Annotated in this window: 26 protein-coding genes; 15 read left to right on the forward strand and 11 right to left on the reverse strand. The window is 61.4% G+C overall.

The window, feature by feature from the left end; translation table 11 throughout:
* Positions 1-378 precede the first annotated feature (378 nt).
* Positions 379-1,968: a BCCT family transporter gene (locus tag AC2CHD_RS12525; protein ID WP_229447619.1), complete on the forward strand. Its 1,590-nt coding sequence runs from the start codon at positions 379-381 to the stop codon at positions 1,966-1,968.
* Between the two features lie 59 nt (positions 1,969-2,027).
* Here the strand turns inward: AC2CHD_RS12525 and AC2CHD_RS12530 are convergent, their stop codons facing one another.
* Entirely contained in the window at positions 2,028-3,017 is a 990-nt protein-coding gene (locus AC2CHD_RS12530) for a polysaccharide deacetylase family protein (RefSeq protein WP_484553952.1), read from the reverse strand.
* Between the two features lie 213 nt (positions 3,018-3,230).
* On the opposite strand from AC2CHD_RS12530, the gene AC2CHD_RS12535 reads away from it, so the two are divergent.
* The 8 genes from AC2CHD_RS12535 to AC2CHD_RS12570 all read left to right on the forward strand — a co-directional run bounded on the left by AC2CHD_RS12535 (position 3,231) and on the right by AC2CHD_RS12570 (position 9,576).
* Positions 3,231-3,896, forward strand: coding sequence for a tetratricopeptide repeat protein (locus tag AC2CHD_RS12535; RefSeq protein ID WP_484554239.1), 666 nt, complete (start codon positions 3,231-3,233; stop codon positions 3,894-3,896).
* 20 nt (positions 3,897-3,916) lie between these two features.
* The gene (der, locus tag AC2CHD_RS12540; protein ID WP_484553953.1) at positions 3,917-5,347 is read left to right on the forward strand and encodes a ribosome biogenesis GTPase Der; all 1,431 of its coding nucleotides are present in this window, start codon (positions 3,917-3,919) and stop codon (positions 5,345-5,347) included.
* Between the two features lie 168 nt (positions 5,348-5,515).
* Positions 5,516-6,700, forward strand: coding sequence for a cell wall hydrolase (locus AC2CHD_RS12545; RefSeq protein WP_484553954.1), 1,185 nt, complete (start codon positions 5,516-5,518; stop codon positions 6,698-6,700).
* A 245-nt stretch (positions 6,701-6,945) separates the two neighbouring features.
* Positions 6,946-7,299 (forward strand): AtpZ/AtpI family protein, encoded by a 354-nt coding sequence (locus AC2CHD_RS12550; RefSeq protein WP_229447614.1) that lies wholly within the window; start codon positions 6,946-6,948, stop codon positions 7,297-7,299.
* A 39-nt stretch (positions 7,300-7,338) separates the two neighbouring features.
* Positions 7,339-8,088 (forward strand): F0F1 ATP synthase subunit A, encoded by a 750-nt coding sequence (locus AC2CHD_RS12555; protein ID WP_229447613.1) that lies wholly within the window; start codon positions 7,339-7,341, stop codon positions 8,086-8,088.
* 127 nt (positions 8,089-8,215) lie between these two features.
* Positions 8,216-8,440, forward strand: a complete 225-nt coding sequence (locus tag AC2CHD_RS12560; protein ID WP_065816112.1) for a F0F1 ATP synthase subunit C — start codon at positions 8,216-8,218, stop codon at positions 8,438-8,440.
* Positions 8,441-8,505: 65 nt separating this feature from the next.
* On the forward strand, positions 8,506-9,087 hold the full coding sequence (locus AC2CHD_RS12565; protein ID WP_484553955.1) for a F0F1 ATP synthase subunit B: 582 nt from the start codon (positions 8,506-8,508) through the stop codon (positions 9,085-9,087).
* Positions 9,088-9,096: 9 nt separating this feature from the next.
* Positions 9,097-9,576, forward strand: coding sequence for a F0F1 ATP synthase subunit B (locus AC2CHD_RS12570; protein WP_484553956.1), 480 nt, complete (start codon positions 9,097-9,099; stop codon positions 9,574-9,576).
* Positions 9,577-9,748: 172 nt separating this feature from the next.
* Here AC2CHD_RS12570 and AC2CHD_RS12575 read toward each other — a convergent pair whose 3' ends face one another.
* The 8 genes from AC2CHD_RS12575 to AC2CHD_RS12610 form a co-directional block, all read right to left on the reverse strand.
* Positions 9,749-10,492 (reverse strand): ribonuclease HII, encoded by a 744-nt coding sequence (locus AC2CHD_RS12575; RefSeq protein WP_484553957.1) that lies wholly within the window; start codon positions 10,490-10,492, stop codon positions 9,749-9,751.
* A 213-nt stretch (positions 10,493-10,705) separates the two neighbouring features.
* The gene (locus tag AC2CHD_RS12580) at positions 10,706-11,860 is read right to left on the reverse strand and encodes a PA0069 family radical SAM protein (protein ID WP_484553958.1); all 1,155 of its coding nucleotides are present in this window, start codon (positions 11,858-11,860) and stop codon (positions 10,706-10,708) included.
* Between the two features lie 323 nt (positions 11,861-12,183).
* Complete coding sequence (gene moaB, locus AC2CHD_RS12585; RefSeq protein ID WP_484553959.1) at positions 12,184-12,738, reverse strand: molybdenum cofactor biosynthesis protein B; 555 nt, start codon at positions 12,736-12,738, stop codon at positions 12,184-12,186.
* Positions 12,716-13,612, reverse strand: a complete 897-nt coding sequence (locus tag AC2CHD_RS12590) for a 4-(cytidine 5'-diphospho)-2-C-methyl-D-erythritol kinase (protein WP_484554240.1) — start codon at positions 13,610-13,612, stop codon at positions 12,716-12,718. The genes moaB and AC2CHD_RS12590 overlap by 23 nt, the downstream gene beginning before the upstream one ends.
* Before the next feature lie 24 nt (positions 13,613-13,636).
* Positions 13,637-13,822 (reverse strand): hypothetical protein, encoded by a 186-nt coding sequence (locus AC2CHD_RS12595; protein WP_007006833.1) that lies wholly within the window; start codon positions 13,820-13,822, stop codon positions 13,637-13,639.
* Positions 13,823-13,871: 49 nt separating this feature from the next.
* Positions 13,872-14,747 carry a S49 family peptidase gene (locus AC2CHD_RS12600; RefSeq protein ID WP_484554241.1) on the reverse strand — a complete coding sequence of 292 codons (876 nt, stop codon included), beginning with the start codon at positions 14,745-14,747 and terminating at the stop codon, positions 13,872-13,874.
* Between the two features lie 83 nt (positions 14,748-14,830).
* On the reverse strand, positions 14,831-15,613 hold the full coding sequence (locus AC2CHD_RS12605; RefSeq protein WP_484553960.1) for a tRNA1(Val) (adenine(37)-N6)-methyltransferase: 783 nt from the start codon (positions 15,611-15,613) through the stop codon (positions 14,831-14,833).
* Positions 15,606-15,845: a putative signal transducing protein gene (locus AC2CHD_RS12610; RefSeq protein ID WP_484553961.1), complete on the reverse strand. Its 240-nt coding sequence runs from the start codon at positions 15,843-15,845 to the stop codon at positions 15,606-15,608. Before AC2CHD_RS12610 ends, AC2CHD_RS12605 begins: the two co-directional genes overlap by 8 nt.
* Before the next feature lie 180 nt (positions 15,846-16,025).
* On the opposite strand from AC2CHD_RS12610, the gene AC2CHD_RS12615 reads away from it, so the two are divergent.
* The 5 genes from AC2CHD_RS12615 to AC2CHD_RS12635 all read left to right on the forward strand — a co-directional run bounded on the left by AC2CHD_RS12615 (position 16,026) and on the right by AC2CHD_RS12635 (position 21,501).
* Positions 16,026-17,039, forward strand: coding sequence for a polyprenyl synthetase family protein (locus tag AC2CHD_RS12615; RefSeq protein ID WP_229447604.1), 1,014 nt, complete (start codon positions 16,026-16,028; stop codon positions 17,037-17,039).
* Positions 17,040-17,174: 135 nt separating this feature from the next.
* The gene (locus AC2CHD_RS12620; protein ID WP_484553962.1) at positions 17,175-19,235 is read left to right on the forward strand and encodes a tetratricopeptide repeat protein; all 2,061 of its coding nucleotides are present in this window, start codon (positions 17,175-17,177) and stop codon (positions 19,233-19,235) included.
* A 64-nt stretch (positions 19,236-19,299) separates the two neighbouring features.
* A complete protein-coding gene (locus tag AC2CHD_RS12625) occupies positions 19,300-20,013 on the forward strand; it encodes a TylF/MycF/NovP-related O-methyltransferase (protein WP_484553963.1) in 714 nt (237 codons plus the stop codon).
* Between the two features lie 91 nt (positions 20,014-20,104).
* On the forward strand, positions 20,105-21,037 hold the full coding sequence (locus AC2CHD_RS12630) for a glycine--tRNA ligase subunit alpha (protein WP_484554242.1): 933 nt from the start codon (positions 20,105-20,107) through the stop codon (positions 21,035-21,037).
* An 80-nt stretch (positions 21,038-21,117) separates the two neighbouring features.
* Positions 21,118-21,501: a VOC family protein gene (locus tag AC2CHD_RS12635; protein WP_484553964.1), complete on the forward strand. Its 384-nt coding sequence runs from the start codon at positions 21,118-21,120 to the stop codon at positions 21,499-21,501.
* 88 nt (positions 21,502-21,589) lie between these two features.
* On the opposite strand, the gene AC2CHD_RS12640 is transcribed toward AC2CHD_RS12635, so the two are convergent.
* Positions 21,590-21,835, reverse strand: a complete 246-nt coding sequence (locus tag AC2CHD_RS12640; protein WP_484553965.1) for a hypothetical protein — start codon at positions 21,833-21,835, stop codon at positions 21,590-21,592.
* Between the two features lie 142 nt (positions 21,836-21,977).
* On the opposite strand from AC2CHD_RS12640, the gene glyS reads away from it, so the two are divergent.
* Positions 21,978-24,332, forward strand: a complete 2,355-nt coding sequence (gene glyS / locus AC2CHD_RS12645; RefSeq protein ID WP_484553966.1) for a glycine--tRNA ligase subunit beta — start codon at positions 21,978-21,980, stop codon at positions 24,330-24,332.
* On the opposite strand, the gene AC2CHD_RS12650 is transcribed toward glyS, so the two are convergent.
* Positions 24,333-24,746, reverse strand: coding sequence for a hypothetical protein (locus AC2CHD_RS12650; protein ID WP_484553967.1), 414 nt, complete (start codon positions 24,744-24,746; stop codon positions 24,333-24,335).
* Positions 24,747-24,752 lie beyond the last annotated feature (6 nt).

Below are 24,752 nucleotides of genomic sequence, written 5' to 3' on the forward strand. Positions count from 1 at the left end.
TTGGTTCCGTCTGAAGCTATTCAGTTAATGGTGTCCCTATAGCCGTATAACATGGACATAAAATCCGGCAAAAGTCCGGGACACAAGCTCAGTTTGTGTCGATTTCTCGTCTTGTTGTGTGAAAATGGCGCCTGATCGAAGCCAATTTGCACGCCGCAACGGCGAAGTTTGGCAATATATGGGCGAAATTTTGGCCAAACAGGGTTCCATCCGTCTTCGATTTGCGTGAGTCTGGTCTCAATCCGCACGGACAAGGTCGCATACAGACCATGTGCGATCATGTGTTTTGGTTCACGGTCCCGAGTGTGGAGGAATGTTCCGGGGACGGGCGGCCACTCTGTCATTTGCTCCCAGCCTCGGACAGATATGGAGTGAGACATGTCTAATGAAATCGTTGAGGAGGATCACGGGCTGGAACCCGGGCAGGACAATATTCGGCTGCTTGGTCTCGACGTTCACAATCCCGTTTTCTTTGTTTCCGCTGTCCTCATCATCGCTTTCGTGATCATCGCCTTGATGTTTCAGGAAGCGGCGGGGAGCGCACTTGGCGGACTGCGCGTCTGGCTGACATCGACCTTTGACTGGGTCTTCATGCTGTCGGCCAATTTGTTCGTGCTGTTTTGTATTGTCGTGGCGTTAACGCCACTGGGCAAGGTCAGGCTGGGTGGCAAGGATGCTGTGCCCGAATATTCCTATTCCGGCTGGTTCGCGATGCTTTTTGCGGCCGGCATGGGTATCGGCCTGATGTTTTTCGGCGTGCTCGAGCCGATGTATCATTTCAACAATCCCCCGCTTGGTCTCGAGGCACCATTGGCCGATGGCGAACTCGTGGCGAGCGCCGTGCCTGCGGCCCGGGAAATGGGCATGGCAGCGACCATCTTTCATTGGGGCCTTCATCCCTGGGCGATCTACGCGGTTCTGGCGCTGTCGCTATCGCTTGCCGCCTATAATAAAGGGTTGCCGCTATCCATCCGTTCGGCGTTCTACCCGCTTCTGGGCGAGCGGGTGCGTGGCTGGCCCGGCCATTTGATCGACATCATGGCGGTGTTTGCAACGCTTTTCGGTCTGGCAACGTCCCTGGGCTTTGGTGCATCGCAGGCGCTTGCAGGCTTGAACGAGCTCTATGGTGTACCCAACACGGACACGATCAAAGTCCTCCTCATCATGGGGATCACGTGCATTGCTTTGATCTCTGTCGTGGCGGGACTGGATGCGGGCGTGAAGCGCCTTTCCGAGATTAACATGGTGCTCGCCATACTTCTTCTCCTGTTTGTGATTATCTTCGGCCCCACGCTGGCGATCCTCACCGGCTTTTTCTCCAATACATGGTCCTATGTGAAGGAATTGCCGGAATTGTCGAACTGGATCGGCCGTGAAGACACGGGCTTCATGCACGGTTGGACCACATTCTACTGGGCATGGTGGATTTCGTGGTCACCTTTCGTAGGCATGTTCATCGCCCGGGTGTCCAAGGGACGGACGGTGCGTGAGTTCATCACCTGCGTTCTGATCATTCCCACCCTCGTGTCGATCCTGTGGATGACCACCTTCGGCGGCACCGCAATGGAGCAGTTCCTGACCGAGGGCTATACGGGTGTTCAGGAGACGGTCGTGGATTACGTACCGGAACTTTCGTTGTTTGCGATGCTGGCCGACCTGCCACTTGCCAGCGTGAGCTCGCTCATTGGCATCATTCTGGTCATCGTATTTTTCGTAACGTCGTCGGATTCCGGCTCGCTGGTCATCGATACGATCACGGCCGGCGGCAAGATCGATGCGCCGATAGCGCAGCGTGTCTTCTGGGCCATTTTCGAAGGGCTGGTCGCAATCGTTCTTTTGCTTGGCGGCGGACTGGCCGCGCTTCAGGCCGGTGCAATCGCGACAGGCTTTCCGTTCGCGATCCTGCTGACCGTCATGCTGTACGCCACCTTCAAGGCGTTGCGGCACGAGCGGGAAATCGGCAACTAAACGGCCGCGAAAAAGTGCTGAAGACGAGCCTCGGCAAGGCATGCCGGGGCTCTTTTCAATCAGGTTCCGCCCTGGACCGGGGCTTCGGCTTCCGAGACGGCAGTCAGATAATCCCGGTAGCTCAGGCATTCCACGTCGTCTCTCACGCAGACTTCGCGCGCAAAGCGCTCCAGCGCGTTCCAATAGGCACCGTCATTCATGAGGGTAAAATGGAAACCGAGTTGAACCGGCGTGCGGCGGCCTTCATATTCTTTGTCGAACGTGCCCATAAAGGCATCATACGCCCGTTGCTCAAACGCGGACGCTGCCTCCGGCTTCTCCTTGCCGCCGGAGTGGCGCACATAGAGGTTGTAGTCCATGGCAATTACCTGTCTGCCGCGTGGACCTTCCGGTATCAACGGGAGAGAAAAATGCGCGACGCCGTCGCGGGTTCTGGGCAGAACAGGGCCGCGCGAAACAGCGCTGGCGTCGTAGGCGAAGCCCTTCTTTTCAAGTGTTTTGAACAGTCCCTTGCTCGTTGAAAGGTATGGGGCTCTGAAACCGCGTATTTCCTTGCGCGCGAAATCCCGCCAACCTTCAGGTTCACCCTTGATCCCGTTGAGCTTCCAGGCATCGGCGACAATGGTCGCGAATTGTTCGAACTCTTGCGCCCAGTCGTCCGCGCTCCAGTTTTTTCCGTCGAAATGACCGCAGCCATGGCTTGCCACCTCGTGCCCTTCGGCGCGGGCGGACCAGATCTGACCGAGTCGACCCTCGACATCCTCGCGAGAGTACCCGCTGCCGACATTCGAGCGTCCGCGGGCCATGCCTGGCGCCTGATAGGTTTTGCGCGTTTCGGGAGAGAGGAGATAAACGCAGGAAAGGAAGTAGGTAAAGTGCGCGCCTGTTTCCTTGCCAAGCGCGCGGCTGCGCTCCCACTGTTCCAGATGCAGGGCACCGTCAAAGGAGATGATCACGTATTGTGGCGACTTCGCCGCTGCGGTGTTCCCGGCAAAACAGGAACCAGTCAACGCAAGTGCTGCTGCACCGGCGCAGAGAAATTTGAGCATGATCACGTAATCCGCTATGCAATTCGAAGGGCAGCGTTACTGGCCAAATATGGCCGAGTTTGGAAAGCAATATCGTTTTACGGCAACGGGAGTTGCCCCCAAAACAACAGAATAGAGACGAAATGCCAGCCCCCCCTTCCATGGCGGCAAATTTCGTCTAAAAAGCCGGAAACCGGAAAAGCGCGGGAAATGCCCGCCAAGCATGGGTCGCATATGTCCGACGACAGTTTCATTCGCGAAGTCAATGAAGAGCTTCGCCAGGATCAGTTCAAATCTCTGTGGCGTCGTTTCGGCCCCATTGCCATTGGTGCCGCCGTTCTTCTCGTCCTCGCCACTGCCGGCTATGTTGGTTATGAGCGCTGGACATCCTCTCGGGCGAATGCTTCGGGCGATGCTTTTTCCCAGGCACTGGAACTTGCCCGCCAGGGCGAGAACGATGAAGCGCTTGCCGCTTTCAAGGAACTGGAAGAGAATGGCTACGGCTCCTATCCGCTGCTGGCGCGCATGCGTTCTGCCACCGTTCTGGCTGCCGATGGCGACACGGACGGCGCTGTGGCGGCATTCGATGCCATTGCGGCGGACCGCTCGGTGACCGATGTGATCGCCGACATTGCTCGCCTTCGGGCAGGGCTCCTTCTGGTGGATCACGGATCCTATGCCGATGTTTCAGCGCGCGTTGAAACATTGACGGCGGACGGAAACGCACTGCGGCACACGGCGCGCGAGGCGCTTGGTCTTGCAGCATGGAAGGAAGGCAAGCGTGACGACGCGCTTCAGCTTTTCCAGCAGATTTCCGGTGATGCCGAGGCCCCCCGCAACACCCGCCAGCGCGCCGAGATGATGATTGAGCTGATTCTCGGATCGAGCCCGGCGGAATAGCCGGAGAGCGGTGAGCCAAGATGGCCTTCAAGCTTGCAATCATCGGCCGGCCGAATGTCGGCAAGTCGACACTGTTCAACCGGCTTGCCGGCCGTCGTCTGGCCATTGTCGACGACACACCCGGTGTCACGCGCGACCGCCGCTCCCATCCCGCCCGCCTTCAGGACCTCAAGTTTGAGGTGATCGACACGGCCGGTCTGGAAAGTGCTGCAGCGCCGACACTGGAGGGGCGCATGCGTGCCCAGACCGAGCAGGCGATCGACGAGGCCGACATCGCGCTTTTCATGATCGACGCCCGCGCCGGTGTAATGCCCGACGATGCAACCTTCGCCAATCTCCTGCGCCGCAGCGGCAAGCCGGTCGTGCTGGTCGCCAACAAGATGGACGTGAATGCAGCCCGCAGCGGCGTTCTCGACGCATGGGAACTGGGACTGGGCGATCCGGTCGAGGTTTCGGCGGAACACGGTCTTGGCATGTCCGATCTGCGTGACGCCATCGTCGAGGCGCTTGGAGAGGAGCGAGCGCTGGCGCAAGATCCGGAGGAGCTCGTTGTTTCAACGGACGAGATTGCCGTCGGAGAGGACATCGAGCCCGATTCGGAAGAAGAGGCAGTCTACGACTCGTCCAAACCGTTGCGGATCGCAATTGTGGGGCGACCGAATGTCGGCAAGTCGACGCTGATCAACGCGCTTCTGGGCGAGGAGCGCATGCTGACGGGGCCGGAAGCCGGCATCACGCGCGATTCGATTTCCGTCGACTGGCAGTGGCGTGGCCGCAAGATCAAGCTCTTCGATACGGCCGGCATGCGACGCAAGGCACGCGTACAGGAAAAGCTGGAAAAGCTCTCCGTCTCCGACGGGCTGCGCGCCGTGCGCTTTGCCGAAGTGGTGATCGTGGTTTTTGATGCGACCATCCCGTTTGAGAAACAGGACCTGCAGATCGCCGACCTGATCATCCGCGAGGGCAGGGCGCCGGTCATTGCCTTCAACAAATGGGACCTGATCGAGGACCGGCAGGAGACGCTTGCCGAACTGCATGAGAAGACGGCGCGGCTTCTGCCGCAGGTGCGCGGGCTGCAGGCGATTCCAATTTCTGCGGAGACCGGGCGCGGCTTCGACAAGCTTATGGAAGCGGTGGAAAAGACCCATCGCACCTGGAACAGCCGCATCTCCACGGGCCGTCTCAACCGGTGGCTGGAAGGCGCGACGGGACAGCATCCGCCACCGGCCGTGGCCGGACGCCGGCTCAAGGTGAAGTACATAACGCAGATCAAGACACGGCCACCGGGCTTCGTTGTCTCCTGTTCGCGGCCTGAAGCGATGCCACAATCCTATGTGCGCTATCTCATGAACGGCTTGCGAGAGACGTTCAATCTCTACGGTGTTCCAATCCGTGTTGCGCTGCGCACCTCCGACAACCCCTATGCGGGGCGGGCGAAGAAACGCCGCTGAAGGCGGTATCACCACGCGTTTAAAAGATGACGGGCTTTGCATCGCAAGGCCCGTTTTCGTTTGCGTTCGCTGCTGCGCCTGCAAGACCGGCCAGCCTGTTAACCAGTAATCAAGGTTAACCAAATATGGTTTTGGAAATCGGGTTGAGTTGCGTAGCGGAGAGTGTGGGTGCTTCGTCGGAGTGGAAGAGTACCGCGCAAGGCGGTTGATGAATCGCGTTCCTTTCTGGCACCAGCTTTGGTGGCGTTGGGGTTCTGGATCGGGTTTCCAGGTATTGTCGCGCATCAGGACATGGCCGGGCTGGTTTCCGGAGAAGAGGGCACGGGGCCGCGCTGGGCGGCCTTCGTGGAAAAATCCGTTGCCGGTTCGATCCATCAGGCTGAGATGCCCTTTGTTGATGGCGACCTGAAGACGGGCAGCATTTCCGGTTCCGGCATCGCTGCCCCAGGCATCGGCAAGATCGCCTTCCGCGGCAAGAAAGGGTTCACCGGCACCACGCCGGACGAGGAGCGGATCAACCGTGCCGAAAAGACAGGTCGGCTTGTTCAGGTCGTGCCGGTCCAGCCGCCGAAACTTTTCGAAGCCGGCACGATCTTTGAGAAGACCAGTTTTCTTCTCGAAAAGCCCTCAACCGATCAGCCGTTGATGGCGTTCGTCGATCCTGACATCAAGGGCAAGGAAGTGCGCATCGCTTCGGCCTTCTATATGAAAAAGGACAAGAAGGCGGACCCGACGCTGCCACGCGCGATCGCCGAGCTGGTCAACAACGATCAGCCTGACATTCTTGCCACGGCTTACGCGCCGCAGAAGCCCGACTATGCGAAAGCCTCGCCATTTGCCAGCATCCTGCGCGAGGAGGAGCCGGCAGCCGGGCGGTTTATTCCGCCGGTGGACGCGAAGGATCATCCCTGGGCGCGGCAACCGCTTCCCGAGACGGTGTTTTCCAAACGTGAGCAGCAATGTCTCGCAGCCGGCATCTACTTCGAAGCGCGCGGCGAATCCGTGAAAGGGCAGGCAGCGGTGGCGCAAGTCATTCTCAATCGCGTGCGCAATCCCACCTACCCCAACACCATCTGCGGGGTGGTCTACCAGAACGAGAAATGGCGCAACCGCTGCCAGTTTTCCTTTGCCTGCGACGGGATTCGCGACCGTGTGGCCAGCCCGGCTCATTTCAAGACGGCGCAGGAAGTGGCCATGGCCACGACCGCAGGCAAGATCTGGCTGCCCGAAGTCGGCTCCTCCACACACTATCATGCGACCTATGTGCATCCGCGCTGGGCGGGAGCCATGCAGCGGATGAAAAAGATCGGCCAGCATATTTTCTACCGCACCTATGGCGGCGGCTGGAACTGATAAGGGCGGGGAAATCGCGCAAATGACGGGCTGAAACGCGGCAGGAGATGCCGCGATTCCCGTTTTCATGGTGTCATTTGCCGCTGCGCGCATTGTCGCATCCAGGCATCATGTTGTTTTTCAATGCGTTTTCGTCTTTGTGAATGGCGTCGACAGCGGCTTGACTGGGGCGTGGGTGCTCACTATGTTGCGCGCGACTTTCAAGCGGATAGCCGCTGACCAGCAAACCCGGTACGGAGATTGCGGTGGCCGACAAGGATCAGCCGGACGACCTGGAGCGCCGGCGCGCCGATCTGGAGAAGGCTCTCGCAGAGAAACGACCGGCGAAGCAAGACGGCGGTGAAGGGAAGACGAAGGGCGATATGGCGGGCGCCGCGCAGGCGCTCAGACTGTCCAGCGAGTTTATTGCCGGCGTGGGTGTCGGCGCTGCTCTTGGGTGGTTCATCGACCATTTTGCCGGTACGTCTCCCTGGGGACTGATCATTTTCCTGCTCCTGGGTTTCGGGGCGGGTGTTCTCAATGTCCTGCGCTCGGCGGGACTTGTTGCTGAATTTGGGATTCGCTCATCGGATGATGGGCGGGATCCTGAGAAGAAGTGAACGGCGCCCGGGCGCCAGACCAGAAGTGAGGGGGGCCAGGTGGCCAACGATCCGATCCATCAGTTCCAGATCTCCAAGTGGATTCCGATTGAGGTCGGCGGACTGGATTTCTCCTTTACGAACTCGTCCGCCTTCATGGTCGCGACGGTGGTCGCCGCCGGCGCATTTCTGTTTCTGACGACGTCGAGCCGTGGACTGGTTCCCGGTAGGCTTCAGTCCATCTCGGAGATGAGCTACGAGTTTGTGGCCTCCATGCTGCGCGATTCGGCGGGCTCGCACGGAATGCGGTTCTTCCCGTTCGTGTTCTCGATCTTCATGTTCGTCCTGATGGCCAACCTTCTTGGCCTCTTCCCTTACTTCTTCACCGTGACCAGTCATATCATCGTCACCTTCGCGCTCGCGCTTCTGGTGATCGGAACGGTGGTCGTCTACGGTTTCTGGAAGCACGGTTTCGGCTTCCTTAAGCTCTTCGTGCCGCAAGGTGTGCCCGGTGTCGTGGTTCCGCTGGTGGTGCTGATCGAGATTGTCTCGTTCCTGTCGCGCCCCGTCAGCCTCTCGGTTCGTCTTTTCGCCAACATGCTGGCCGGACACATCACGCTCAAGGTTTTTGCCGGCTTTGTCACCTCCATGAGTGCCCTTGGCGCGGCCGGTGTGGCCGGCGCCGTTCTGCCGCTCATCATGACCGTGGCGATCACCGGTCTCGAATTCCTCGTCGCCTTCATGCAGGCCTACGTCTTTGCCGTTCTGACCTGCATGTATCTGAACGACGCCGTCCATCCCGGCCACTGATCAAGAGGTTTGAAAAGATCGGCTTCGTTCCGGCCTCAAGGGCCGGTCAGAGGAAAACAGGTTTCACCGGCGGTTTCCGCCAAGTCTGAAGAAAACACGCAAATCCGCGATCACAAGGAGTTTTAAAATGGAAGTAGAAGCAGCAAAGGCTATCGGCGCCGGTATCGCTTGTTTCGGCATGGCCGGTGCAGCTCTGGGCCTGGGCAACATCTTCGGCAGCTATCTTTCGGGCGCCCTGCGCAACCCGTCGGCAGCAGACGGCCAGTTCGGCCGCCTGATTTTCGGCTTCGCCGTTACGGAAGCTCTCGGCATCTTCTCGCTGCTCATCGCTCTGCTCCTCCTCTTCACCTAAGCGCGCGTTTCGTGTGCGTGGCCGGCCGCTTTCGGGCGTCCGGCCGGTTTTAAAAGAGGTAGACAATGTTTGTGGCATCGGCATTCGCAGCCTCGGCGCAAGACGCCGCGGAAGCGACCCATTCGGAAACCGGCGTTGCGTCAGACGGCGCACACGAGGCCGGCTTCCCGCCTTTCGATTCGTCCACATTTCCGTCGCAGATCCTGTGGCTGGCGATTACTTTCGGGCTGTTCTACCTGTTCCTGAAGCGCGTCGTGCTGCCCCGCATCGGCGGTATTCTGGAAGTGCGGCGTGACCGCATTGCCCAGGACCTCGACCAGGCGGCGCGGATGAAGGAAGAGGCGGACGCGGCTGTTGCTGCCTATGAGCAGGAACTGGCTGACGCCCGCAAGAAGGCCAATGTCATCGGCCAGGAAGCCCGCGACGCCGCAAAGGCGGAAGCGGATGCGGAGCGTCGTGAGATCGAGAAGCAGCTCGACGCCAAGCTCGATGAGGCCGAGAAGCGCATCGCCTCGATCAAGGAAACGGCCATGAAGGACGTGGGTACGATTGCCGAGGACACAGCGGCATCCATCGTCCGGGAACTGGTCGGCGGCCAGCTCGACAAGACTGCGGCGAAAGCCGCCGTCAAGTCCGTGAAGCAGTAGGAGAGGGCCATGGACGCGACATTCTGGGCGTTTGTTGCCCTCATCATCTTCCTGGGGGTCCTTGCCTATTTCAAGGTGCCCGGCATGATCAATGGCGCGCTTGACGGGCGTGCCGAACGCATCCGCAACGAGCTTGACGAGGCCCGCAAGCTGCGTGAGGACGCGCAGCAACTGCTCGCCGAATATCAGCGCAAGCGGCAGGAAGCCGAGCAGGAGGCGCAGGACATTGTCAGCGCCGCCAAGCACGAGGCCGAGCTGATCGTCAAGGAAGCCAAGCAGAAGACGGATGAATATGTCGCCCGTCGCACGGCCCTTGCCGAACAGAAGATCGAACAGGCGGAGCAGGACGCGGTGAACGAAGTGCGCGCGAGCGCCGTGGACCTCGCCGTGGAAGCCGCACGCAGCATTCTGGCCAAGAAGGTCGATGCCAAGACGGGCGGAGAGTTGTTCAAGGCTTCAATCCAGGACGTGAAGTCGAAGCTGAACTGATTGGCTTTTGCAAAGCGGAACAATTTGAAACGCCGCCGGTTTCCGGCGGCGTTTTTTTCTGTGTGGATTTCCGTCGCCTGAAGCCATCCGGCTCCTCGCCTCGCAGCGGCCACCGTGTCGTTCTGAGCGCAATTGTGCGGCCAGGTGGGCTTAAACTACATGCCAGGAGGGTTCAGGCGGTTTGGGGATCCACGGCTTCGCTGTCGCTCATCCTCACCAGTGGCTGCGCGACAGCTTTCCCACTGGAAGCGGCCGGCGTGATGCCAAGATCGCGCAGCGGGGCGAAGCTCATCCGGTGCAGGCGCGATACTGCGCCATGCTGCGTTATGGCTGTGCGGTGGCGCTTGGTGCCGTAACCCATATGGGCTTCGAAACCATAAGCAGGCGTGACACCGCCAGCGCGCATCATCATGCGGTCGCGCGTGACTTTTGCGACGATGGAGGCAGCGGCGATGGACTGGCTGCGCTGATCGCCCTTCACCACGGCACGCGCCGGGCAGCACAGCCCCGGCGGCACATCGCGGCCATCGGCCAGTGCAAACAGCGGGGTGACGCAAAGCCCGGCCGCTGCGCGGCGCATGGCCTCAAGGCTGGCGCGCAAGATGTCGGACCGGTCGATGCTTGCCGCGCAGACAGATGCAACGGAGACACTGACGGCCATCTCGATAATGGCTTCGAACAGCCGGTCGCGCGCCTCGGCGGAAAGCCGTTTGGAATCGTCCAGCCCGTCGGGAAGACGGTTCGCGTCGAGAATGACGGCGGCGGCGACCACAGGGCCTGCCAGCGGACCGCGGCCTGCCTCGTCGAGCCCTGCCACAGGGGCCAGACCCTCGCGCAGGAGCGCGGCCTCCATCTGGAAGTCGGGGCGAACGGGCAGATCAAAAAGAGTGGGAGAATCGGAACGCGTGCGAGCCATAGTGCGGCGATGCTCGCATCGCTTCCGATTCTCCGCAAGGGCCTCCCGGCAACGAGGGGGCGGATGGGCCGGGAAGCAACCGTCGGCTACGGGGATGCAAAGCCGGACGGGAAGGGTGTGCTGCCGGAAACGGCGCCGTTTACGCAAACAGGGCGCCGCTCCGATGCGTCGATCTGCGATGCCGAAGCAGGAGGCGGATCGGGCAGGGCGCTGTCAAAGCAGCATGAGCTGTTCGCCTCCCGGCTGCGGCTGTTTGAACAGGTCCGTTCTCAGCTTGCGCTTTTCCTGATTGAGCCCGAGCCGCTTTGCCGCGATCTCGAAGCGCCGGCCGATCTGCCAGGCATAGGGGCCGGTGCCCTTCATCCGCTTGCCCCATTCGGCGTCGTAATCCTTGCCGCCGCGCATGGAGCGGATCAGGGAAAGAACGTGGCGATAGCGGTCGGGCGCATGGCGCAGAAGCCATTCCTTGAAAATGGGGCTGACCTCGAGCGGCAGGCGCAGGATGATATAGCCCGCCTCGCGTGCGCCGGCAGTGGCGGCGGATTCAAGGATGCGCTCGATCTCGCAATCGGTAAGGCCGGGAATGACGGGGCCCATCATCACGGAGGTTGGGATGCCGGCGTCGGTCAGCGCACGGATGGCTTCCAGCCGCCGCGAGGGCGTTGCCGCGCGCGGTTCCATGGTACGCGCCAGCTTGCGGTCCAGCGTGGTGACGGATAGCGCAACCTTGGCCAGCCCGTTCTCCGCCATACGGGAAAGAATGTCGATATCGCGCATGACGAGCGCCGACTTGGTGACGATGCCGACCGGGTGTCCGTGCGCCTCAAGCACTTCGAGAATCTCGCGCATGATGCGGTATTTCTTCTCGATGGGCTGGTAGGGATCGGTGTTGGTGCCGATGGCGATGGTGCGCGGCTGGTAGCCGGGTTTGGAAATCTCGCGTTCCAGAAGCCGGGCGGCATCCGGCTTGGCAAAGAGCTTCGCCTCGAAATCGAGCCCCGCCGACAGACCCATATAGGCGTGAGTGGGGCGGGCGAAACAATAGACGCAGCCATGCTCACAACCGCGATAGGGATTGATGGAGCGGTCAAAGGAAATATCGGGTGAGGTGTTGCGCGTGATGATGGTGCGCGGCCTCTCCACCTGAACCTCGGTCTTGAAGGGCGGCAATTCCTCAAGCGAGCCCCAGCCATCGTCAAAGACATGGCGGGAGACCGGTTCATAGCGACCTGACGGGTTGATGCCCGCGGCCCGGCCCCGCCGGCGCTCGGAATCGATGCGAATGCCCGACCGGTCGATCACCGTGTTGGCTGTCGCGGCCCCGCCGCCATTGAAGGCGGCTGCATCTGCTCTCACAATCTGTTCCATGGCTTGCTCCATGACTGAGCGATTTCGCTGACTTTCCAGGACGCGGGGACTAAAGCGGAAAGCAGAATCAGCGTCGCTGCCGATGAATCTATTCCTATTCGATGAATGAGAACAAAGCAAGAACTTTTGGCAAAATCGAGGCGCGCGAGTTTTCCACAGGCGTGCAAAAGGGTTCGCGGGAATGGTGCCGCAGTTTTCAGAGCGGTTCATCGTTTCACGGAAACGCTGCTCCGCTCTATCTGTCTGTTTTTCCGCATTTGTGCGGACGTCAGGTGATTCCACCTGACTGCAAAATGCTTCAGCTTTTCAGGCTCAGGAAAGGATCAGGCGGACTTGCCGCCGCCGCGTTTCAGATGCTCGGCAAGGCGCGGCATGATTTCCACGAAATTGCACGGCATGTGCCGGTAGTCGAACTGGTCTTTCAGGATACCGTCCCAGGCATCGCGGCAAGCGCCGGTGGAGCCGGGCAGGACAAAGACGAAGGTCTGGTCGATGAGCCCTGCGGTGGAGCGCGACTGGACGGTGGAGGTGCCGATCTTCTCGTAGGAGATGCGGTGGAAGACCTGCGAGAAGCCATCCATGCGTTTGTCGAACAGCGGTTCCAGAGCCTCTGGCGTCACGTCGCGCCCGGTGAAGCCGGTGCCACCCGTGGTGATGACGGCATCGACCCCGGGATCGGCGCACCACAGTTTGACGGCCATCTGGATGGCCTCGATATCGTCTGCCACGATCTTTCGATCGGCGAGCGTGTGGCCGGCCTCATCGATGCGTTCGGCAAGGGTCTGGCCGGAGCGGTCGTCTTCAAGGCCACGCGTGTCGGAAACGGTCAGCACCGCGAAGCGGACGGGAATGAATTCACGCACGGGCGTGCTGGACATGAGCGTTCTCGGCTTGCGTGGGAACGGGGGAGCGCGTTTCGGTGGCGAGGACAAACCAGTCGGGATGGCGCTCTTCAAGAAGTGCCGCTGCCTGATCCGCCTCGGGCCGGCTGGAAAAGACGCCGAAGCACGTGGCACCGGAGCCGGACATGCGGGCGAAAAGCGCGCCGGCTCGCCTCAGCGCATCGCGCGCATCCTCGATCTGTGGCACGAGCTGACAGGCAGGGTCTTCAAGATCATTGCGCGCCTCCTTCAGCCAATGGGCGGCAGACACCGTGTCGGTGAATGCGCCGAGGGGCGAGAGGGGGGGATTGTCGCGCCGCTCAAGCCTGGAAAACACCTCGGGCGTGGAGAGCGGGATGTTGGGGTTCACGAGAACAAGCGGCAGAGCGGGGAAATGCGGCAACTCCTCAAGCGCTTCGCCAATGCCGCGCGCAAGGAGCGGCTTCGATGACAGGCACATGGGGACATCCGCGCCAAGGCTGAGGCCGAGTTTTGCCAGCGTAGCCTCGTCGATGTCGATCTGCCAGTGGCGGACGAGAAGTCTGAGCGCGGCTGCCGCATCGGCCGAGCCGCCACCGATGCCGGAGGCAACAGGCAGGTTCTTTTCAAGGTGCAGATGAACGGGCGCGCAGGCTCTCTCCCCGAATGTTTCGCGCAGAAGATCGCGGGCGCGGGTGACAAGATTGGTCTCGCCGATCGGGACATGGGCGGCGAAGTGGCCGGAAACGAAGAAATCGTCTTCCGCCCCGTCTTCCACCTCGAGCAGGTCGCCATGGCTGGAAAAGGCGACAAGACTGTCCAGCAGATGATAGCCATCCGCGCGCCGTCCGGTGACGTGCAGCGCCAGATTCACCTTGGCGGGGGCGATCATGCTGTGCATGCTTCTACTCAGGTATCAGTCTTTGGCGACGCGGTATTCGCCGGTCTTCGGGTCGTAGACGAGCGTACCCATGCTGCCATTCGCCGCTTCCCTGCGCGCGCGCCGCGCCTTCGCGGTGACGCGCTCTGCCTCGCGGACGAATTTGCGGTAGCCGACATAGGCCACCACGCCCACCGCGGCAAAGAAGATCAGTTGCGGCATTGTCGATCCTCCGGTTTCGCGCGCGAGTTTAACGCCCGGGCGCGCCTCGTCAAAGTCCAAAACGGCGCCAGAGCGCCTGTTCCTCGGCAGCCTCGATCAGACCCGTGGCGGCATTGCCGGCGATTGCAGCACCCAGATCCGGAATGCTGCCGGCGCTGCTGGAAATGCCGAGCTTGCGCCCGAACAGGCCGCGCGGCTGGGTGATGAGCGCGAGTTTCGTTTTCTTGCCATAGCGCTCCTTCAAAACGGAGCGCATGTCGCCGAGACCATCGACCAGACCGAGATCGAGCGCGCGGGTGCCCGTCCAGAAGGCGCCGGTGAAAAGCTCCGGATCGTCGGAGAGTTTGGCGCCGCGCCGCTCCTTGACGAGATTGATGAACATCTCGTGCATCTCGAGCTGCAGGGCCTTCAGGCGCTCGACGTCTTCCTTCTTTTCCGGCTGGAAGGGATCGAGGATCGCCTTGTTCTGGCCGGCCGTGTGGACGCGGCGCTCGACACCGATCTTCTTGATGAGTTCCTGAAAGCCGAAGCCGGCGGACACGACGCCGATGGAGCCGACGATGGAGGAAGGATCGGCGATGATCTCGTCGCCCGCCGCAGCAATCATGTAACCGCCGGAAGCGGCCACATCCTCGACGAAGATGAAGACCTTCCGGTCTTTCTCCACCGCCAGATCGCGGATGCGGCGGAAGATCAGGCGGGACTGCACGGGCGAGCCGCCCGGCGAATTGAGCGCGATGGCGACGGCCGGCGCATCGGGCACGGCGAACGCCTTCTCGATCACGGTCGCGGTGGTGGCAAGCGAGAGGTTCTGGCGTGTCAGGCTGTTGGACGGCATGATCGCGCCGGAAAGCCGGATCACAGGAATGGTGACGGCATCACCGCGGAGTTTTTTGGGGACGAGGCGGCTCACAAGGCGTCGCAAGGGCGTGCTTACTCCAGAAGAATGGAACGTGTTGCTCGTGAGCATGTAGGCATTTGCGCGGTTCGTGCAATGGCCGGGCTCGTTCAATCGCCGAAAAGCGCCGCCTGTCCGTTGGTCAGCGCCTCGGCGCGTTCGGTCACCTGGTTGTCGGCGTCGCGCAGGATGAGGGGCGGTTCGAGCGTCAGGCCGGCACGATTACCCTTTTGCGCTCGCAGGAGAATACGGATGGCCGGACTGCCGGCGCGCCCATGCACCGGGACGATGCGGGCGCCACCGAAACGACCCTCAAGCGCCTTGAGAATGGGCGACAGCGAGGCGGGGCGGGCGATCAGCGCCAGAAATCCGCCTGGCTTGGTGATGGCGGCTGCCGTGCGCAGCCATGCCTCGAAAAGGTTGTCGCCCATGACATGGGCGGCGCGCTTCAGTGCATCCGGCGTGGCGCGGTCGCTGGCGCTGTTAAAGGGCGGGTTCATGATTGTCGCCGCATAGGCATTGCGCAAAAGCCCGGCCCTCTCGCGCGCATCGCCTGACAGCGTGACATCGGCCTCGATCAGGCGCACACGGTCGGAAAGGGCGGCGTTTTCCGGCAGCGCGATGGTGCGGCGCGCGCATTCGGCCATTTCCGGGGCATTCTCGACAAGGGTGACGCGGGTTTTGGAACAGCGGGCGGCGACCGCGAAACCGGCAGCGCCCGCGCCCGCCCCGAGATCGGCAATTGCGCCTTCAAGGCAGCCCGGGAGAGCTGAGGCCACGAGCATGGCATCGACGCCGGAGCGGTGGCCGCGTCCCGTGGGCTGAACAAGCCGGAATGCATCGCGATGGAAGGAATCAACGCTGTGCAAACCTTCGGTACGCGTGTCAGGCATTGTTTCTATCATCGAAACGGGCTTCATCCCCGATGCCTGCATCTTTCAGCAATTGCCGGGCCGCCGCCTCGTCACTCGCGTCGATCATGACACGGCGCGGCAGGATGCCGAGCGAGCCTTCCATAATGCTCATGTTCTGGTCCGCGACGAAACAAGCAATGCCGGCGTCGCGCAGGAGGCTCTCAACAAAGGAAATGACCACGGGATCATTGGTACGGACAAGTTCGATCATGGGCGCGACGTTGACAGTTTGCGCAACCCCTGTAAACGACTTCGTGATTGGCGGGTAAGCGCACCGTGCGCATTCGCCGCTTGCCCCGCGTGGGGGCGGGGCACTAGATTGCCGGGAAAGTTTGGACGTTTCGGCAGGGTCTTTTCCTGACCGTGCCTGGTCGTGATTGGAGAACCATCTGTGGGTGTAGTGTTGAATCTCGATGGCAAGCGTGGCGCAGCCTCCGTCGCAAGCCTTATGGACCTGACGGCCGACGAAATGGCGCGCGTCAACGAGCTGATTCTCTCGAAGGCCGGCTCGGATGTCGAACTCATCCCTGAATTGGCGAAGCATCTCATCGATTCCGGCGGAAAGCGCCTGCGCCCCATGGTGACGCTCGCTGCCGCACAGATGTTTGGTTACGAGGGCGAAGGGCATGTGAAGCTCGCCACCAGCGTGGAATTCATGCACACGGCCACGCTGCTGCATGACGACGTGGTGGACGAAAGCGATTTGCGCCGGGGCCGCAAGACAGCGCGCATGATCTGGGGCAACCAGGCCAGCGTTCTGGTGGGCGATTTCCTCCTCGGCCAGGCGTTTCGCATGATGGTCGAGGTCGGCTCGCTCGACGCGCTCGATATTCTCTCCACGGCAGCCTCCGTCATTGCCGAGGGCGAGGTGCTTCAGCTCAGCGTCGCCAAGAATCTGGAAACGACCGAGGACGAATATCTGGCCGTCATCAAGGCGAAGACGGCTGCACTCTTCTCGGCGGCCGCCGAAGTGGGGCCGGTGGTGGCGGGCGCTACCCGCAACGACCGTGCTGCGCTACGCTCCTACGGCACCAATCTTGGTCTGGCGTTCCAGCTTGTCGACGATGCGCTCGACTATGGCGGCAAGAGCTCGGACCTCGGCAAGAATGTCGGCGACGATTTTCGCGAGGGCAAGGTGACCCTGCCGGTGATCCTGAGTTATCGCCGCGGCAGCCCGGATGAACGGGCCTTCTGGAAAAGCGCCATCGAGGACAATCAGTGCGACGACGCGGCGCTCGAGAAGGCGATCGGGCTTTTGCACAAGCATGGAGCCATCGGCGACACGATCGGACGGGCGCGCCACTTTGGCGAGATCGCCCGCGATGCGCTGGCTCCGCTCAGGCCGACGCCGCAGAAAGACGCGCTTCTCGATGTGATTGATTTCTGCATCAGTCGCGTGACCTGATAGCAGGGGAAACAGTTCTCGTTGAAGCGTTTCCGCAAAAAGGCCATGCTTGTCTGCGAGGAAAGCAGGGATTCCCTACCTCTTCGCTTCGGCGGAGGAAGAAGAGATGAGGATAAGTATGCAGCGGGATGGCCAATGAGAAAGCGTTTCAACTCCGGACTGTTGGCAACGGTGGGCTTTGCGGGGTTCCTCGCATTCGCGCCTCAGCTCGCGATGGCAAAAGAGGGCGGTGCCGACGATCGTGATCTGATCGCGATTTCATCATTCTCCGGAGCATTCCTGGCCGCCCGCGCTGCGGAGGCGGACAATGATTTCGAGAGCGCCATCGACTATTACGAGCGGGCGCTTGCCTTCCAGCCCGACAATCAGGCCATTCAGCAAAGCCTGCTTCTGGCGCTGGTCGCCGAAGGGCGCTTCGATGATGCGCTGCCCCATGCTCGTGCGCTCAAATCCGTTCCCGAAATGGAACGTTTTTCACGGCTGGGGCTCGCGGTCGATGCGCTGCGCGGTGAAAACTATGCGCAGGCTGAGAACTGGCTGAAACTGGTTCTGGAATCGGATCTCGACCGCCTGATCACGTCAATCATGTCCGCTTGGACGGAGTTGGGGCAGGGGCAGACCGACCAGGCTCTAACGTCGCTTGAAGAACTCGACGGGCCGGACTGGTACCGCTTGTTCCGCTCCTACCATCGCGCGTTGATGCTCGCACAAAGTGGGCAGAATGCCGAGGCCGAGAAAGCGTTCGATGCCTTGCTGGGTGACGTGACAGCCGCATCGGCGGGCCCGGACACCTATATGCGCGCGGCTGAAGCCTATGCGTCCTGGCTGGCCGAACGCGGCGAGAAGGACAAGGCGCTCGCAGCGCTTGAAAATGGCGAGAAATACATCACCGGCCGCGCTGCCACGACGATTCTGCGCGAAAAGATCGAGGCTGGCGATGCGGTCACCTTCCCTGTCCCCGATCCGCGCGCCGGTGCTGCGGAAATTCTGCTCAACATTGCCACTGCTCTCAATCGCGGTGGCGGCGAGCCTTTTGTGAAGCTCTACCTGAATTATGCGCTGGCGCTGAGCCCGGACAATGACGACATCCTCGTCCAGCTTGCCTCCTTGGCCGAACAGCAGAGTGAACCGGAAAAGGCCATCAGCTTTTATGACCGGATCAAGCCCGGCTCGCCCTGGCGCCGTCTGGCCGAGCTTCAGACCGGGCTTAATCTTGCCGATCTCGACCGGCACGAGGAGGCTGAAACCTATCTCAATGCCGCTATAGAGAAAGACCCCGACGATATTCGTGCATATCTCTCCCTGGGCCGTGTTTATGCGGTGCAGAAGGATTATCGATCTGCCGCCGGTGTTTATGACCGAGCGGTCGAGCGAATTGCCGAGCCGGAACGTGAGCACTGGAGCCTCTTCTATCAGCGCGGCATTGCTTATGAGCGGTTGAAGGAGTGGGAGAAGGCAGAGCCGAATTTCTTCAAGGCGCTGGAGCTTTATCCGGATCAGCCGCAGGTGCTCAACTATCTGGGCTATTCCTGGGTCGATATGAACATGAAGCTGGAAGAGGGGCTCGAACTGATCGGTCGGGCCGTCGAGCTTCGTCCCAATGATGGTTATATCGTCGATTCGCTTGGCTGGGCGCATTACAGGCTTGGCCGCTACGAGGAAGCCGCGAAGGAGCTTGAGCGCGCGGTTTCGCTGCGTCCCGAGGACCCGGTTCTGAACGACCATCTTGGCGACGCCTATTGGCGCACGGGCCGCAAGCTGGAAGCCACCTATCAATGGTCGCATGCGCGCGACCTCGATCCGGAGCCTGAATTGCTCGCCGAGGTGGAAAAGAAGCTGAAGGAAGGTTTGCCTGACGAAGAACCGAAGAAACTGGCTGAGGCTTCGACGCCGGAGAAAGTGATCGTAGACGGGACGGCGACGCCCGAAGAACCAACTGCCGGGAAGACCGCAGAGCCGGAAGCCTCCGAAGAGCCTAAGACCGAAACCAAGGCGGTCGAGACCCCGGAAAAGGCAGCTACGGGTGACGCGTTTTATACGATCAAGGATGGTGAGACCCTCTGGTCCATCGCTGTCGATCAACTGGGCGACGGCGAGCGGTTCCGCGATATTCTGGCCGTCAATCCGGATCTTCAGCGCAACCCCGATCTGCTTCGGGCCGGACAGGAAATCCGGCTTCCTCCACAGGAACAATGAGATTGTGAACGGCTAACGTTTTCGTGTTTCCTTCACGACAAGAACGGGCGGGTTAAACGTGGGGATGTTTCAGAAACTGCGGCGCTCGCTCACGAAACGCAGACAGAAACTGTCCCTGCCGCCCGTTGCACGGGAGGTGATGAGAGACGGGCTGACCTATCTGCCGCTTGAGCGCATGGCATCGCTCAACGCCGAGCTTGAGCGCGTGGTGGCACAAGATGTTCCAGGAGATATTGCCGAGTTCGGCATGGCGCTGGGTGGGTCTGCGATCGTGCTGGCCAAAAGTCGGGGCAAGCGCCGATTTCTCGGCTTCGACGTGTTCGGTCGGATACCCCCGCCAACTGATCGCGATGCCTCGGATGCGCACAACCGATTCAAGGTGATTGCCGAGGGAAAGTCGACCGGCATTCGCGATGGCGAGTATTACGGTTACGTGGATGATCTGTATGGCCGGGTCGTCTCATCCTTCGAAAAATTTGGGCTGAGCGTCGACAACCAATCGATCGTCCTGCGCAAAGGCTTGTTTCAAGAGACGTTTTCACCCTCTGAGAGCGACCGTTTCTGCCTGGTGCATATTGATTGCGACTGGTACGACCCCGTCCTCTTCTGCCTCACATCGGTATCCCGCTGCCTGAGCCCGGGCGGGGTGGTGATCGTCGACGATTACAACGACTATGAGGGCTGCCGAAACGCCGTGGACAAAGTGCTGGCCGAGAATGCCTCATTGCGGCTGGAGCGGACGCTGCCGCACGCTGTCATCAGGAAGCAGCCGGTATGAAAAACGCGCTGTGCCTTGACGCTTGCCGGGGCGCGGAATAGGACGTGCCGGCACCATCCGGAGAAGCATTGTGACCGCGCCAAGCACCGATCTGCCCATCACGCACCCCACGCGCTCGTTTCAGGGACTTATCCTGACCCTGCACAATTACTGGGCCGCGCATGGCTGCGTGATCCTGCAGCCCTATGACATGGAAGTGGGGGCGGGCACGTTTCACCCCGCAACGACGCTGCGCTCGCTCGGGCCGAAACCGTGGAATGCGGCTTACGTTCAGCCCTCGCGCCGGCCGAGCGACGGTCGCTATGGCGAGAACCCGAACCGCCTGCAGCACTATTACCAGTATCAGGTGATCCTGAAGCCCAACCCGTCCAACCTGCAGGAGCTTTATCTCGGCTCGCTGGAGGCCATCGGCCTCGACATGGCGACGCACGATGTGCGCTTCGTGGAAGACGACTGGGAAAGCCCGACGCTGGGTGCCTGGGGCCTTGGCTGGGAGTGCTGGTGCGACGGGATGGAAGTCTCGCAGTTTACCTATTTTCAGCAGGTTTGCGGCATAGAATGCGCGCCGGTGGCCGGCGAACTGACCTATGGTCTGGAGCGTCTTGCCATGTATGTGCAGGGCGTGGACAATGTCTACGACCTCAACTTCAACGGCCTCGAAGGCGACGCCAAGGTGACCTATGGCGATGTGTTTCTGCAGGCCGAGCAGGAATATTCGCGCTTCAATTTCGAATATGCCGACACGGACATCCTGTTCCAGCATTTCAAGGATGCCGAGGCCGAGTGCCGGGCGATCCTTGCCGCCGGTGCACCGGCGGGTGAGGGGCATCTGCACAAATGCGTTTTCCCTGCCTACGACCAGTGCATCAAGGCAAGCCATGTCTTCAACCTGCTTGATGCGCGCGGCGTGATCTCGGTGACGGAACGCCAGAGCTATATCCTGCGCGTGCGCGAGCTGGCGAAGGCCTGTGGCGAGGCGTTTTTGCAGACGGATGCGGGTGGCGCGGAGAAGGCAGCGGCCTGAACGATCTTCTTTGGTGATTGAAGCGGCGGGGCGTATCATGGATGCGCCCCGTTTTTCGTAAAGGGCCAAGGGAGGACATCATGGCACAGCATGGTTGTTTCCACTGGAACGAACTGATGACCCGCGACACGGAGAAGATGAAGACCTTCTACGCGGACACGGTGGGCTGGACCTTTGACAGCATGGATATGGGTGACGGTCGGACCTACTGGATCGCCAAGGTCGGAGACACGCCGGTTGCAGGGCTTTTCCCTATGGAAGGACCGGATTTCGACGGCGTCGAGGAGCACTGGATGCCCTATCTGGCGGTCGATGGCGTGGACGCGCTTCTCGAAAAGGCGAAGGGAAAGGGTGCGGAGGTTTTGCGCGCACCCTTCGATGTGCCGGGCATTGGCCGCATCGCCATCCTGCGCGAGCCGGGTGGCGCGATGATCGGCTGGATGACGCCTGCGCCGCAGGAGTAGGTTCTGGTTTCTCGGTCGGACCTTATCCGCGTCATCCCGGCCGACCAAAGGGAGAGCCGGGACCCATTGAGCAGCGGGGCCGATTTCCTCAGAAGAGACCGGCATCGCCGAGGGTCGCCCAAACAGAACCGGGCCGCTCCTCCTGATGTTCTTCCAATGGGTCCCGGATAGCCCTTCGGGCTTCCGGGATGACGGTGACTGGTGTTCGCTCTGCCGAAAGCGTCTGCAAGGCGCGGCGGATGCCGGAGGGGCGCTCGGTGCTGCCGGGCATGGCCTGAAGGATCAGGCAGGCGCTGAGCGCGATGGAATGCAGGAGGGCGGGGGCGGCTGTCATGGTTCTCGTCCGGGTGGTGATCTGATACCGGTCAGTCGCACCGAGCGATGAAAAGGTTCATTCGCACCGCGTGGCGGGTGACATTGGCGGGCGGAGTTGCTATTGCCGGGCGCGATACAGTCCGCTTTTCAGAGACCTCCCAATGCCCGATCTTCTTCTCGAACTCCGCTCCGAGGAAATTCCAGCCCGCATGCAGCGCAAGGCCGCCGGCGACTTGAAGAAGCTGGTGACGGACGGTCTCGTGGATGCGGGGCTCACCTATGAGGCGGCGACCGAATACTGGACGCCACGCCGGCTGGCGCTCGACATTCGCGGCGTGACCGCCCGCTCCAAGGATGTGCGCGAAGAGCGCAAGGGCCCGCGCACCGACGCGCCGGAAAAGGCCATTCAGGGCTTTTTGCGCGGGGCGGGGCTTTCCTCCATCGATGAGGCCGAGGTTCAGAGCGACCCCAAGAAGGGCGATTTCTATGTGGCGGTGATCGAAAAGCCCGGCCGGGCGGCCGAAGAGATCGTCGCCGACATCATGCCGGGCATCATCCGCAATTTCCCGTGGCCGAAATCCATGCGCTGGGGCGCTGCCTCGGCAAAGTCCGGCAGCCTGCGCTGGGTGCGCCCGCTGCAATCGATCCTGTGCACCTTCGGGCCCGAAACCGAAGAGCCGGTGGTGGTGGATTTCGAAATCGACGGCATCCGCTCTGGCAATGTCACCTTCGGCCATCGCTTCCATGCGCCCGACGCCCTCACCGTGCGGCGTTTTGACGATTATGTGGAGAAGCTGGAAGCGGCGAAGGTCGTGCTCGACCCCGACCGCCGCAAGCGCATCATCCTCGATGACGCGCGCAATCTCGCTTTCGCCAACGGGCTGGAGCTTGTGGAAGACGAGGGGCTTCTGGAAGAGGTCTCCGGCCTTCTGGAATGGCCTGTGGTGCTGCTCGGCGAATTCGAGGAAGACTATCTGACCATTCCGCCGGAGGTGATCCGGCTGACGATCCGCGCCAACCAGAAGTGCTTTGTCTGCCGCCCGCAGGGCGAGACGGAAAAGCTGTCCAATCGCTTCGTCATTACCGCCAATATCGAGGCGAAGGACGGCGGCAGGGAAATTGCGCACGGCAATGGCAAGGTGGTGCGCGCGCGGCTTTCCGATGCGCTCTATTTCTGGAAGACGGACCAGGCGGCGCTGCCGGATCTCGGCAAGCTTGAGGGCTCGGCGGAAAAATTCGGGCTCGATCTTTCAAAGCCGCTCGACCAGCGCATGGCGCGGCTCGACCATCTGGGCGTGACCTTTCATGCCAAGCTTGGCACGCAGGGTGAGCGCGTGGCGCGGATTGCGGCACTGGCGAAGGAGCTTGCGCCTGTGGTGGGGGCAGACCCAGCAGAGGCCGTGCGCGCGGCGCATCTGGCCAAGGCCGATCTTCAGACGGAAGTTGTGGGTGAATTCCCGGAGCTGCAGGGCTTCATGGGCCGCAAATATGCCGAACTCCAGGGCGAGAGCGATGCGGTGGCGGCGGCCATCGAGGATCACTACAAGCCGCAGGGCCCGAATGACGCCGTGCCGACCGAGCCGGTGGCCGTGGCCGTGGCGCTGGCGGACAAGCTGGACATGCTCACGGGCTTCTGGGCGATTGATGAGAAGCCGACGGGATCGAAGGACCCCTATGCGCTGAGACGCGCGGCGCTGGGTGTGATCCGGATACTTTCGGAGAATGGGATTGGTCTCAACCTGCTGAAATTTTTCCGGTGGATCGTCGATACACCTGGAGCCCGCCCCAATATCGAGAAGGCTGTGCGGAAGACTGAAGGTCAAGATGTTTTTGAAACATATGCTCTAGACCTCCTCTCCTTCTTCCATGACCGCCTGAAAGTCTATCTGCGCGATCAGGGTGCGCGGTATGATCTGATCGATGCGGTTTTGGCGAGCCGTGGTGCCGGCCCCTCATCCGACCCTTCGGGCCACCTTCTCCCCGCAGGCGGGGAGAAGGAAGAGGCGGCAGCGTCTGTGTCCCCCTCTACCCGCGCGCGGGGAGAGGGTAAGGGTGAGGGGCAGCACCAGGCGGGCGAGATTGCCGGAAACGGCAATGACGATCTCCTCCTGATCGTGCGGCGCGTCGAGGCGCTGTCGGAGTTTCTGGCGACCACGGATGGCGAGAACCTTCTGGCGGGCGCCAAGCGGGCAGCGAACATCGTGGCCGATGCGGAAAAGAAGGGGACGGCCATCGCCGGGACGGTCGATGCGAAGCTCTTCGAGACCGATGAGGAGCGGGCGCTCTTCGACAGTCTGGAAGAGGCGGAGAGTTTTGCCGCTCAGGCCATCGCTGCCAATGATTATGTGAAGGCGCTGTCCTTCCTGGCGCGGCTGCGCCAGCCGGTCGATGCCTTCCTCGATGGTGTGATGGTCAATGCGGATGACGAGGCGGTTCGGGCAAATCGTCTGGCGCTGCTTTCACGCATTCGCAGCGCCACGGCACAGGTTGCCGATTTCTCGAAAATCACCGGGTAGCTAGCCGAAAACGTAGACCGCCAGCGCCACGGCGATATAGGAGGCGAGGCCCGCGAGCGGGCCGAGCCGCTGCAGATAGGCCGGAGGCGGCGTGCCGGGCTGACCGCGCCGGACGGCCATGAAACCGAGCACGGCGACGGCAAGGATGAAGGCTGCCGCCACGAGCTTGAGCAGGAAGGCCGTGCTCAAAAGCGCGCCCTCATAGCGCACCAGCCATAACCAAAGGCCTGTCAGCCACAGGAGCAAAACGCCTGAAAGCGTGATGAGTGTGAAGCGCGGGCGCAGCGCCAGAAGGCCGGGCGGCGGTGCGCCCTCGGAGCGTTTGGCCTGTATGGCCACCATCATGCCGCCCAGACCGCCGGCAGCGCCCAGCATGAGGCCGAACAGGTGCAGGATTTTCAGGAAGGTCAGCATGGCGTT

This window comes from Nitratireductor sp. ATLC21 (assembly GCF_057196525.1).